Genomic DNA, 13141 nt, shown 5'->3' on the forward strand with positions numbered 1-13141 from the left:
GATATCCTTATCCTCCATTTTTGATTCAGGAATGTGTCTCTTCCCGGGGCCCGGTATCCTCCCGTTTCCGCGCACTTTCATCATCCCTGGCAATCACCTCGTCGATTCGCCTGGACATACTGACACCATACGCAATCGACTGGTCCATCACAAAACTGATCTCCGGTGTATTCCGCAGATTGATCACTTTTGCAATTCTGTTCTTAATAAATCCTTCGGCGCTCTTAAGCCCTTCCAAAGTAGCACGCTGCGCCTCTTCGTCCCCCAGTACACTAATCCATGCCTTGCAGCTCTTTAAGTCCGGAGCCACCTCCACAGACACCACACTGGTCCAGGGACTGATCCGGGGATCCTTGATTTCTCCCCGGATTGTCTCTGCCAGCACACGCTGTACCTCCCCGTTAATACGGGTATTTTTTACACTGTTTTTTCTCATCTCTCATTCCTGCAAAAATCAACTGTCACATGCCAGGGCAGATTTTACCTCGGCACTTCTACCATAACATAAGCCTCCACCGCATCAAATTCCTGTATCCTGTCAAATCCTTCAAATACAAGACCGCATTCGAAGCCTTCCTTCACTTCCTTCACATCGTCCTTGAATCTCTTCAGGGAAGCCAGAGCGCCCTCGTAAATCTGCTCTCCCTCCCGGGTGATGCGGATTTTGCACCCTCTCTGGAAGATTCCGTCCGTGATATAGGACCCTGCAATGTTGCCGATCTGGGAAGCCTTGAATATCTGTCTGATCTCCGCATGGCCGATAACTTTCTCCTCGAACACAGGATCCAGCATTCCCTTCATGGCAGCTTCCACATCCTCAATCGCCTGATAGATGACTCTGTAAAGTCTCACATCCACGCCTTCGCGTTCGGCTGTGGTCTTCGCCGTGGCATCCGGCCGCACATTGAAGCCGATAATAATGGCATTGGACGCACTGGCCAGGGTCACATCGGATTCATTGATGGCGCCCACACCGCCGTGGATACATTTCACCACAACCTCTTCGTTGGACAATTTCACCAGAGACTGTTTTACAGCCTCCACGCTGCCCTGTACATCCGCTTTCACGATCAGATTCAGTTCTTTCAGATTGCCTTCTTTAATCTGAGAGAACAGATCATCCAGCGACATTTTGCTTCTGGTTTCTTCCAGCATCTTCTCTTTATTCTGCGCAAGATAAGTCTCCGCATAGGATTTTGCCGTCTTATCGTTCTCGTGGGCCAGAAACACCTCGCCGGCGCTGGGAACATCAGACAGGCCGAGAATCTCCACCGGTGTGGAAGGAGCCGCTTCCTTCACTCTTCTACCCTTGTCGTCAATCATGGCCCTGACCTTACCATGGCACGCACCTGCGGACACAAAATCTCCTACATGCAGTGTACCCTTCTGTACCAGAACGGTTGCCACAGGTCCCCGGCCTTTGTCCAGCTCGGCCTCAATCACCAGACCTCTCGCCCGTCTGTCGGGATTCGCCTTCAGCTCCAGTATATCCGCTGTCAGCAGAATGGTCTCCAGCAGGTCGTCTATGCCGTCGCCTGTCTTCGCGGAAACGGGAACAAACTCCGTATTGCCGCCCCAGTCGGTGGCAATCAGTTCGTGTTCTGTCAGCTCCTGCTTCACCCTTTCGATATTCGCCGACGGCTTATCAATTTTGTTCACCGCCACCACTATCTCAATACCGGCAGCCTTCGCATGGCTGATGGCTTCCACGGTCTGGGGCATGACGCCGTCGTCCGCCGCCACCACCAGTATGGCAATATCTGTAGAATTCGCTCCCCGCATACGCATGGCCGTAAAAGCCTCGTGTCCCGGCGTATCCAGGAAGGTTATCTTTCTTCCGTCCACGTCTACAGTATACGCACCAATGTGCTGTGTAATACCGCCCGCCTCTCTGTCTGTGACATGTGTCTTCCTGATGGTATCCAACAGGGAAGTTTTACCGTGGTCTACATGCCCCATCACACAGATCACCGGAGGTCTGTCCTTCAGAGAAGCTTCCTCCTCTTCCTCTTCCTTCAGCAGCTCTTCAATGACGTCTACCTTCACTTCTCTCTCGCAGAGAATATCGTATTCCATGGCAATATTTTCTGCCTCTTCGTAAGAAATCTCCTGGTTTACCGTCACTATCTTGCCTTCCAGGAACAGCTTCTTCACGATGGCAGACGGCTGCTGCTTCATTTTCTCCGCAAATTCCTTGATGGTAATCATTTCCGGCAGAACAATCACCTTAATCACTTCTTCTGCCGCATCTTCTTTTTTCTTTTCCGGTCTGATAAATCTGCCCGGCTTATTCCTTAAAGCCTCGTCTTCCTCATAGATATGATCCTTCCGGGAACGTTTGCCTTTCTCCTGGCTGTTCGCGCGCCTCTTATCTTCCTCACGCTTCTTCTCCATATCTTTTGCCGGAGCCTCTCCAGCGAAGCTTTTACCCGGCTTATTATCTCTGAATCCGGCTCCCTGTCCTCCATTTGGACGATTATCACGCGGGCTGCCGTTAAAGTTACGGTTAGCGCCCGGACCAGCCCCCGGACCGCGCCGATCAGTCTGGCCGCCGCCAAAGCCCGGCCTGCCAGGTCTCTGAAATCCACTCTGTCTGTCTCCCTGCGTTCTGGCATTCTGCCCATTGCCTCCTCTTGGCTGGAATTGTCCGCGCTCCGTTCTGTTGCCCTGACCGCCCTGGCTGCTGCCATAGCCGCCCCGATTATCACGACTGCGGTTATCCTGGAAGCGCCCTTCCTGCCCGCGATTCCCCTGGGTATATCCGTCCCTTGCAGGTCTGTCCTGCCTGCCGCCTGCATTCTGGGACCTGTTGCCCTGATAGCGCTCGCCCTGAGGCCTGTCGCTCTGAAATCTGTCTGCGCGGGGTCTGTCAGTTCTGCCCCTGTCTGTCTGACTCCTGTCTCCCTGGTGTCTGTCTGTCTGACTTCTCTCTGTCTGAGGTCTTTCGTTCTGTATTTTCCCGGTCTGGGATCTGTCGTTCTGACTTCTCTCAGTCTGCGGTCCGTCGCCCTGTATTCTATCGGCCTGAGGTCTGTCGCTCTGCACACTCTCAGTCTGCGGCCTGTTATTCTGAAGCTGCTCCGTCTGTTCCACCGGGTTCTGGGTTCTCTCGATCTGTGCCTTCTCGACCTGAAGCTGCTCCTCCTGCCCCTTTCTGAGTATGGCCTGCTGTTCTTCCGGCTGGACTGCTGCCGGCGTCCTGCGCTGGGGCTGCTCTGCTCTGGGCTTCGGCTGCTGCGGCTTCGGAGGCACCATCTGTACCGCCGGTGTGGGAGACGGCGGTGTCAGGGGCTTAATGGGACGCACGGGCGCCTGTGCCTGGGGCTTGCGGTCTCCGCGGTCATTGCGGTTATTCTGCGGTCTGCTCTGTCCGCCGCGCTGCTGGGTTCCCCCTCCGCCCTGTCCTGATTTTCCCTGGGCGGGGCGCTGCTGCCCCGACATCTTTGAATTCTGCGGATTACTCACAAAAATAATCGTTTTCTTCTTTTTGGGAGCGTCTCCCGCCCCGGCCTCCGCCGGCCTGGCAGGCTTTCCCGTTCCCTTTCCGGCAGCTTTTGCCGCTTCCTCTTTTCCGGGCATTTTAACCACCTCTTCTTTCGTCGGTTCTTTCTTCTTCGTCAGTTCCTCTGCCGGCGCCCGTGAGGCTGCTTTCTCCGTGCCGCTTTTCACGTTCTTTCCAAATGCCGCACGTACCAGCTCGGATGCCGATTCATCAATGGAGCTCTGCGCCGCTTTCGCTTCGATTCCCTTTCCCTGCAGAAAGCCCAATATATCTTTACTCTGCACTTCCAATTCTTTTGCCAGTTCATGTACTTTTATTTTCGCCATGCCTTCCTCCATTTCTGCCTAAACGGCGCTTTGCTTCTCTTTCAGTTGTTTGATAATCGCATCCGCTAATCCCGCATCACACACGCCCAACGACGACCGCAAATCTTTCCCGACAGCCCTTCCCAGTTCATCTCCTGTTCCGTAACATTCCAGCGGAACATGGTAATAGGAGCACTTATCAGCAAACAGCTTTTTGGTATTGTTCGACGCATCCTCCGCAATGATTACCAGCATGGCGGAGCCTTTTCTAATTGCTTCCAGTGTCTGAAATTCACCGCTGACCAGCCTGCGTCCTCTCATGGCAATTCCCAAAAGCGATAAAATCTTATTCTGTCTCAAGATTCTCAAACTCCCTTTCCAAAGTGTCATACACTTCATCCGGAATACCCATTTTGAAGGAACGCTCCAGGCCGTGATTTTTTCTGGCCTTCAGCAGACATTCCCTGCTTTTACAAACATATGCGCCTCTTCCGTTCTTTTTGCCTGTTATATCCAGACATATGTCATTTTCGGAGGTTTTCAGAACACGCATCATGTCCCGCTTCCCTTTCATCTCCCCGCAGCCCACACACTGCCTCAAAGGAATCTTTTTTGCCATATAATTCTTTACTCCCCGTCTGTCAGATCTTCCATATCTCCATACGCTTCCGCATCTGCAGGCTCTTCATATTCTTCCGCGTACACCGGCTCTTCCGTCTCTTCAAATATCTCCGCTGCCGTCAGATCCTCCGAAGAATCGTATGCTTCGTATTCTTCCTCTTCATAATCCCCGTATTCGTCGTAATCTTCCTCGATGTAATCCTCATATCGGAATCCGGGGGCATCCTTCGCCTGGGTCTCCGACTTGATGTCAATCTTGTAACCGGTCAGTCTGGCGGCCAGTCTGGCATTCTGCCCCTCCTTGCCGATGGCCAGAGACAGCTGATAATCCGGCACTACCACCTTCGCCGTCTTCTCATCCGGATCTGCAAATACAGCCACAATCTTTGCCGGAGACAACGCGTTCTGAATCAGATTGCCCGGGTTGTCATCCCAGTTCACAATGTCTATCTTCTCCCCCCGCAGCTCATCCACAATGGCATTTACTCTTGCACCGTTCATACCCACACAGGCGCCCACCGCATCCACATTGGGATTATTGCTCCACACGGCAATCTTCGTCCGGTTGCCCGCCTCCCGGGCGATGCTTCTGATTTCCACCGTGCCGTCCTTAATCTCCGTAACCTCCGATTCAAACAGCCGCTTTACCAGCTCCGGATGGGTTCGGCTCACGTTAATGCGGGGCCCCTTCGGCGTGTTTTTCACTTCCAGAATATATACTTTGATACGCTCTGTAGGCCGGAACACTTCCCCTTTCACCTGTTCGCTCTCATTCAGCATGGCATCGGCTTTCCCCAGATTAATACTGATATTTTTCCCCAGGTAACGCTGTACCACGCCTGTAACCACATCTTTTTCTTTCTCATAATACTGATTATAGATAACGCTTCGCTCTTCCTCGCGGATTTTCTGTAAGATAACATTTTTGGCATTCTGAGTTGCGATACGGCCGAATTCCTTTGACTTAATCTCCACATGGAGCATATCGCCAACCTGTGCCGCGGAGGAAATCTCCCTTGCATCTTCCAGGGAAATCTGAAGGACACTGTCCTCCACCTCGTCTGCAGAGGGCATTACTTCTTTCTCTGCATAAACCAGAAAATCGCAGGTCTCCCGGTCGATTTCCACATGTACGTTATCCGCCTTGCCAAAATGATTCTTACAGGCAGTCAACAGTGAATTCTCAATCGCCTCAAATAAGGTTTCCTTGCTGATTTCCTTCTCCCTTTCCAAAATATCAAGAGCCTCCATTAATTCCTTGTTCATCATTTCCTCCATTCCGGCTGTCTGCCAATTCTGTATCTCCAGTATTCAAATATTATCCATCCAAAAGCGGGATTCCCCGGATCCGCCTGTCTCAAAAATCCAGCGCCAGGCGGATCACTGCAATATCTCCGCGCTTAAAAGTCCTCTTTTCATCGCCGTCCAGAATAGTGACACTCTCTCCGTCAAACTGCTCCAGCACACCTGAAAACTCCCTGCATTTGTCCACAGCTCTGAACAGTTTAACCTCCACTTCCCGCCCCACAGCCGACGTAAGATGTCTGTCCTTTTTCAGGATGCGCCCCAGGCCCGGACTGCTGACTTCCAGGATATAGGCATCCGCAATAAAGTCCTCCCTGTCCAGTTCTTCCGATAAGGCACGGCTGACATTCTCGCAGTCCTGAATGTTCACACCCTCCGGCTTATCTATGTAAGCGCGCAGATAATAGTCGCTGCCCTCCTTCACATACTCAATGTCATATATCGTCACACCGTTTGCCTCCGCGATGGGTGTCAACAGTTTCTCTGTCCTTGTCTCATAATCTTCTCTGCGGGACATTTTCGGCCTCCTGTTGCCTCGCTTCTATCCGCCGCCTGCCTGATAAAAGCTTCTAACATGCAAGTAAGAGTGGCCTGTAAGCCACTCTTACTCTATCAATCATCATTACCGAAATAAAGTATAAACCCAAATTCAGGAAATGTCAACACTTTTTTGACGACTTGTAAAAAACAGCCTTCCCTCCCTGTTCTTTTCTGCGCAGAAGCAGCGGCATGAAGATTCCTCCCTGTACCGTGCGGTTCTGGAAGCCGTGAGGTTTTCCGCTGACGGTCTCGTACCAGTCCGCAAAGGGAACTCTGCCGGAGCTCTCCTCCAGGAACTTCAGAATACACCGGGCAAAGACTTCTGTGTTCTCTCCTCCGGCATCCATGGCCGCCGCCCACATCATCCAGTCACTCTTGCCGTATTCCGCCCTGAAATCCAGAGGCACACCGTAAATATTACACTTTTCGCGATAGTAGCGGGATTCCTTCTCATAAAATTCCGGCTCCCAGAGACCGGAGCCGAAGATCAGATCCCATACTGCGTTGTACTTCAGACTCCAGCTTTCTGCGTCACCGTCAAAGGTCAGTTTCGTATGATCCACAGAAAAAGCTCTGCTCACCACATCTGCTGCCATTTCAGCCGCCCTGTCATGATACTGTGCGGCTTCCTCTTCTCTTCCCGCAGCCCGCATCAGAATCGAATAAGCCTCCACACCCATAACCGCCTTGACGGCAAGGTTCACATTATGCCCCAGATGTCCCGCAAAATCGTCTGTACACAGCTGTTCCTCCGGGTCGCTTCCGTATTGCAGGAGATACTTCACCCACTTTTCATACAGGGGGAGATGATCCTGCCAGATCTCTCTTCCTTCCTCCGGCTCCTGTCTCACCAGCTGCGCTGCCAGAATCAGGATATTGCCGCATTCCTCTACCGGCATCTGATTCTCATAGCAGTATACATCCACATTTCCCGGCATCTGATAGAACATGGGATAGACATGGCCCTCTTCTTCTCCGCCGCCCAGTTCCCGGGCTGCCTGCCGGTAAGATGCCAGGCCGTATACCTGCCCGGTCACATAGGGATAACGGCCCACGTCGTGAGGTGCAAAATCGTAATTCCACACAGGCATGCCGGCAAACCGCAGCACCGGTCTCAGCATGGCACGCACCAGCTCCGGATTATACAGAAAGAACAGCGGTGTGGAGGGATAAGTTACGTCCACTGTAGCTGCACAGCCATTGGAATGACATTCTTTGGAGATGAACACCACCCTGCCGTTCTCATCGGCAATCAGCTTGTGTGCTGCAACAGACTGCCTGTAAGCTGCCATACAGATCTTCGTATAAGCCTCTCCAAACGCCTCTGTCTCCCGGGTCAGCCGCTCTTCAAACACTCCGCATCTCTCCCGCAGAGCCGCCCTCTCAGCAACGGCTTCCCCGATTGCCTGGAGTATTGTTTTCCCCTGTCTGGCCCAATAACCGGGAAGTATCCTGCCGAAATAGTTGACAGACGCAATATCATCATAGGCTGCCACCAGAGAAGCACTCTCGCCTGCTCCGCCCTTCACGGAAAAAGTAAACTCCGCGCTCAGACAGTGCCTCTCCGGAACATAATCCACCTTCCCGCCAGCCGCTCTCTCCGCCGCCAGATACAGATATCCCCAGTCAATGGTAATGCTGTCCCCGCTGTGTCCCAGAGGGCTTTGTTCCCTCAGACCAAGCCATGCGGCCTGTGCCTGCTCCAGGCTGAAACTGCCGCCGCCGATTTTCTCTGTCTGATTTCTGTCACAGCACAACTCCCCTGCAAATTCCCATCTCACCTCCGCCCGGTGCGCTTTCCCGTCCAGAGAACAGACTTCCATATCCAGATAGGAGCATGGTCTGGAAAGCACATCCAAATCGTCCAGAAGCAGCGGTGTCCAGAAGCTGACTGTCAGCGCCGCTCCCGCGGCTTCAAAACGGTACTTTGTGGAAAATGTCGTCACCTCCACATCCGTCTGTTCCATGGGCCGGGCTTCGCCCCGTCCCATAAAACGATACTCTGTACCGTCAATCCTGACCAGACCTCTGATTCGCTTTCTTCTGCCTGTCCAATGCATGGTATCCGCCTCATACAGTCTGTCGCTTCCCGACCATATATTAAAGTATGGATCACAGGTAATCAGGGGATGTGCCGGAAGCCGGCCGGCCCCTGTTTGTTTTTTCTCATTGTTCATCTTTGCCCTCCTGTTCTGGTTCCGCAAGTACCTCTCATTTCAGTACCTCTCATTTCATTTGTTCCGGGGAACGATATTTCCCCTCAAAAGGATCTGCGATCACAATCCTTCCTTCCGCGGTATCCGCGACACCGCTGTAGAGGTCCGCCCTTCCGTCCTCCCGAAGCCGGATGCCGGAAGAAAATACACAATCTGCAAGATCCGCTCTCTTTTCAGGCTGGGCCGGATAGCTTTTCCTTGTACCGATGACCTTAATATCAGATGCCTGATAAGTCTCCGGATCGAACACAAAAGCAATGTTCAGATAAACCTGCTGATCGATGCCGCTGCGCTTCTCATGGTAGCATCTGTGTCCGATCACGCCTGTCTTCCCCCCTTCCAGCCCAAAGCACTGATTGCAGCCTCCCCACTCATTCTTCTCAAAAAGGCCCTCCACAACTCTCGCCCGTTCCGGCACCTTCTCATCCAGCTCACTGATATCATTGATAACTGTAAACCCCACCACGGATTCGCTTCCGTAAACCTGCCGGATATGCTCTCCCCTGGGTCTGGAGAATACCCCGATCCGTCCGTCTTCCAATTCCACCATCCGGATGTCCTTCATGCCTTTTGGTCCCGTGGTGTAGTAGCGCAGGTTAAAAGGATCCTTTCCCGTATAAAACACACCGCAGAATCCGGCAAGCTTTCCTCTGGAATAGTCCACTCTCGTCCCTCCCAGCACAAAGTCGCCCTGCAGTTTCACCACAAAGGGGTCCTCCAGCTGGTAAATCATGGATTCCGGCACTATCTCCCAGATGTCCTTCCCCTTCTCTGAAAAGAGGCGCACCGTGGAGTTCGCCCATTCTTCCCTGCGCTCCACTCTCCCGAACAGATATCTTTTTCCTTCATACCTGAAAGGAACCGATGTATTGTAGACATCGTATCCGTCTACCCCTTCAAAGGTCAGCAGATGGCTCTCGTAAACCGGTCCCTGCCGGTCAAAATTCTCTCTCATCTCTCTGATATCCATACTTTTCCTCGTTCCTCTTCTTCCTTCATTGTTCTGTCACTGCACGGCATCTGCGTAATTGGGCAGGTAACATCCGTTATCCGCCAACATCTTCTGAAGCTTCCGCACCGGAATCTCCCTGGCCGCACAGTCTCCGGCAGCCGCAAGGTGAGCCGCCGTCCCCGCCGCCTGGCCCATGATATAGCAGCCCGGCATCACGCGTATGGACGCCTGTACATAATGATCACAACTGACACACCTTCCCGCCACAAGCAGATTGTCGAAGTTCCTGACCACCAGACTCCTGTAGGGAATGCCGTAACTTTCCCCTTTGCCATACCGGTACTTTTTATTATACTCCTCGGAAAACCGTCTGAAATTATCGGCTCCCATAGGCGGATGAATGTCGATCGGATATGCATACCTCCCTATTTCATCCTCGAAAACCGCTCTCTTCTCATAGTCCTCCACAGACAGCACATAGTCTCCCTCAATCCTTCTGGATGCACGTATCCCCAGCACATCCGCCGTGCCCACCAGCACGGCGTTTCGAAATCCCGGCACGTATTTCTGATAATACATTTCATACTGTGGCAGGATTCTGCGCTGGTGTACCATCGCCCGGGAAACCTGGGTGGTGTTCAGTGCGTCCACATCATAAGCGTGTCCGCAGTTCCCGCCTCCCTCATGCTCTCCCACCTGCCAGACTCCGGGCAGGTGCCTGTCCTCCTGTTCAAACAGCTGCTCCTCAAAGGCCTGTTCCAGACAGGAGCTCTGGTCAATTCCCTCTGCCTGCTTCCAGTCAATATTGGTCCAGTAAGAGCATAATGTGGACGGCATAGTCCTTCCGTTTTCGTCACCTTCCCGATAACCGGCACCTGCCATCACACATAAATCCCCGTCACCGGTACAGTCAATGTATACCTTTGCCTTCACGGCATACAGACCTTCTTTCGCTGCAAGAATCACATATTCCACCCGACCGTTCTCCGCTTTTACATCCACGATTCTGGTCATCAGCTGATATTCGACCCCGGCATCTGTGATCAGCCCGTCATATACCCGCTTTAAAGTCTCCTTATGGATTCCCATTTTTCTGCAGTATTTTCCGGTCTTATCACCGTAGAGCCGGTCCAGAATCTCCTTGCCCAGACCAGCACATAACAGATGAATCCCATCCGTTATCTGCATATAGGCAGGCACCAGCCCAACGGTGCCCATTCCTCCGAAGCTGCCGGTATTTTCCGCCAGCATCACGCTGCTGCCCGCTCTGGCCGCCGCAACCGCCGCAGTCACACCCGCCGGGCCGCCTCCTCCCACAAACACATCCACTTCATATTTTACAGGTATCTCTCTCTGATAGCTGAAACTGTCCATTTTCTTCCCTTTCTCAGGATATCTTGTTTTCCGCAAGGTCAGCAATCGCCTAATTTCATCATCTCAGCCGCCGCCATCATCACAATGCCGGTGCCGTGGTCGTCGTTTTTCTTCGCGGGCAGCTGTTTATAATATTCTGCATCCTTCGCGCAGCCTGATCCCAGGCACACGCCATACACATCCCCCACGGCGTCCACAGAATACTGCAGCAGCGCAGTCCAGGCCTTTTTGATACATGGCAGACAGGCTTCCGCCTCCAGCCATCCCCGGTTAACCCCCCGGGCCATGCTCAGCAGAAACATGGCCGTACAGGATGTCTCCTGGTAGGAATCCGGCCGATTGAGCACCTGATGCCACATTCCGGAAGGATCCTGGCAGGCCAGAATTCCCTGCATAAATCTCCGATACAGCTGCAGTTCTTCCTCCCAGCGCGGATTCTCCCGGGGCAGAAGAGACAAAATTTCAGTGAGCGTCACCGCAATCCAGCCGTTTCCCCGTCCCCAGGGGATCCCGCTCATCTGCTCTTCCTCCGGGAAATAGATATGGGAAAAAATCTGTTCCTCCTCTATCCAGAGCCGTTTCCGAAAACCTTCCACCTGCAGGTGAACCTCTTCCTCATATCTCTGCTCTCCTGTGAGACGATACAGCCGTGCAAGAAAAGGACAGCTCATATACAAATCATCCGCCCACATGGTCCTGACGCGGAAATAAGTCCTGTCCGGGAATCTGGGTATATGGTTCATCACCGCATCCCCCACAGCGCGAATCACCGGAAGCAGCGCCGGATTTCCCGTCATCTCGTAAGTCTCAATCAGGGAGACGCCGATGGTACCGCAGGCATCCAGGTCCGGAAGCCCCCAGGCTCTGGGCGTCAGCGTGGGATCCCCAAACTGTTCCTTATCCCAGTCCTTGTAGTCAAAATAATCCGCCATGGTCTGGATGCTGTCCAGATAATACTGAAGATGCTCCATGTTTCCGGTGGTCTTCGCCGCATGCATCAGACCGTGCAGCCCCACCTGCACCGCATAGAACCACTGTCCGAAAAAGATGCCATCCCGATAAGGTCTGATATAGACCTCTCTCTGGGGCAGACGCCAGAAGCCATGCTCATAGTTCCCCAGCGGATAAGGGCGCTGGAACTGTATCTTCCGCTCCGGCGCAAAAGGAACCCTCAGGGGATCCCCAACCTCCGTCACATAAGGTCCCGTCACAATCCAGCGTGCGGCTCCCCTGTTCCCGATCTGTACAAAAGGGACACCGTTTACCGCTTTCCCCGTCTCCGACCACACAGCGCAGTCCATCCACCAGTCCTTGCCTGTGCGGGGCAGTTTTACCAGAATTTCTGTCTCTTTACCGCTTCCCGCAATGGAAATCTCCGTCTCTCTTCCACCGGGAATTTCATGGACTTTTCCCCGTATAAACACACGGGCGCTGCCGGAAGCGGCCAGCCGCAGCACATATGTTTCCCCGTCTCTGCTCTGCACATGGCTCAGCGCGTACGCACAGCCTTCCCTGTCACCGTACACTTCCGCGAAATCCACATGGTTCTCCAGACACTCCTCTCTCCACCTGGGCTCCCACCGGACTCTCCCGCCGGAAGACAGCTGCAGTCTGTCATCATACCCGATCTCCCCCCGCTCAATGGCTTCCTGCAGATGACGGGTATCGGCATCCCCGGGCAGCGGTCCAATGTGCGCAAATCCTTCCGACCCATCCATCTGTTCAAAGGGCAGGGTGGGACGCACTGACAGAAGGTAGTCCCTGGTCCATCGGAAGGGGTAGCGGGGATAGGCAATATAGAGCAGAAGCCCCCAGTTGTTCTCTCCCTTTATACATTTCATCAGCAAATCGTTTTTCCCCTGCCTAAGCCGGACATTCACTATGGTGTACTCGGCTTCTCCCTTCACCGCAGACAAAGGTTTATCCAGTGCTTCTCTGTTGTAAACCTCCTGGCCGTTCAGCCAGATTTTTGCATTTCCTGCAATTGTCAGCGCTGCCTCCGAGTCTCTGTCCGCCATGGCCCAGGTCCTGATATAGGCTATATCCCCCGGACGTCCCTGGGGATAAGTCCGATCCAGATCCAGCTCTGCCATCTGAGAAATCGGTGTCAGCGCCATATGCTCCTGTTTTATATAAGGACGCAACGTCAATTCCACCCGCGCCCGATGCACCAGCATCCTCTCACTGATCAGACGAATGACCTCCTCCGGCTCCCGAAATCCTTTTTCATAGGCCGAATCTTCTCTCTGAAGAATTTCATTCATATGTTTACCTCTCCCGTGTATTGCACATATACCAGTTAAAATCAGGCTTCCTGCTTTTCAAC

At 53.1% G+C, this 13141-nt stretch carries 10 protein-coding genes; all 10 read right to left on the reverse strand.

Annotated features, from left to right (window positions below):
* Window positions 1–25: 25 nt before the first annotated feature.
* Window positions 26–436 (reverse strand): 30S ribosome-binding factor RbfA, encoded by a 411-nt coding sequence (rbfA, locus tag NSB25_RS04090; RefSeq protein ID WP_103238092.1) that lies wholly within the window; start codon window positions 434–436, stop codon window positions 26–28.
* Between the two features lie 44 nt (window positions 437–480).
* The gene (infB, locus tag NSB25_RS04095) at window positions 481–3828 is read right to left on the reverse strand and encodes a translation initiation factor IF-2 (protein ID WP_103238236.1); all 3348 of its coding nucleotides are present in this window, start codon (window positions 3826–3828) and stop codon (window positions 481–483) included.
* Window positions 3829–3846: 18 nt separating this feature from the next.
* A complete protein-coding gene (locus tag NSB25_RS04100) occupies window positions 3847–4167 on the reverse strand; it encodes a L7Ae/L30e/S12e/Gadd45 family ribosomal protein (RefSeq protein WP_103238091.1) in 321 nt (106 codons plus the stop codon).
* Window positions 4154–4426: an RNase P modulator RnpM gene (gene rnpM / locus NSB25_RS04105; protein WP_103238090.1), complete on the reverse strand. Its 273-nt coding sequence runs from the start codon at window positions 4424–4426 to the stop codon at window positions 4154–4156. The genes NSB25_RS04100 and rnpM overlap by 14 nt, the downstream gene beginning before the upstream one ends.
* Window positions 4427–4434: 8 nt before the next feature.
* Window positions 4435–5694 (reverse strand): transcription termination factor NusA, encoded by a 1260-nt coding sequence (nusA, locus tag NSB25_RS04110; protein WP_103238089.1) that lies wholly within the window; start codon window positions 5692–5694, stop codon window positions 4435–4437.
* A gap of 91 nt (window positions 5695–5785) precedes the next feature.
* Window positions 5786–6250: a ribosome maturation factor RimP gene (locus tag NSB25_RS04115; protein ID WP_103238088.1), complete on the reverse strand. Its 465-nt coding sequence runs from the start codon at window positions 6248–6250 to the stop codon at window positions 5786–5788.
* Between the two features lie 142 nt (window positions 6251–6392).
* The gene (locus NSB25_RS04120) at window positions 6393–8450 is read right to left on the reverse strand and encodes a glutaminase domain-containing protein (RefSeq protein WP_103238087.1); all 2058 of its coding nucleotides are present in this window, start codon (window positions 8448–8450) and stop codon (window positions 6393–6395) included.
* Window positions 8451–8499: 49 nt separating this feature from the next.
* Window positions 8500–9459: a DUF1861 family protein gene (locus tag NSB25_RS04125; protein WP_103238086.1), complete on the reverse strand. Its 960-nt coding sequence runs from the start codon at window positions 9457–9459 to the stop codon at window positions 8500–8502.
* A gap of 36 nt (window positions 9460–9495) precedes the next feature.
* Complete coding sequence (locus NSB25_RS04130; protein WP_146039966.1) at window positions 9496–10851, reverse strand: FAD-dependent oxidoreductase; 1356 nt, start codon at window positions 10849–10851, stop codon at window positions 9496–9498.
* Window positions 10852–10853: 2 nt separating this feature from the next.
* Window positions 10854–13079 (reverse strand): glycoside hydrolase family 88/105 protein, encoded by a 2226-nt coding sequence (locus NSB25_RS04135; protein ID WP_103238084.1) that lies wholly within the window; start codon window positions 13077–13079, stop codon window positions 10854–10856.
* Between the last annotated feature and the right edge of the window lie 62 nt (window positions 13080–13141).

Source organism: Acetatifactor muris (assembly GCF_024623325.1).
Lineage (GTDB): Bacteria > Bacillota > Clostridia > Lachnospirales > Lachnospiraceae > Acetatifactor > Acetatifactor muris.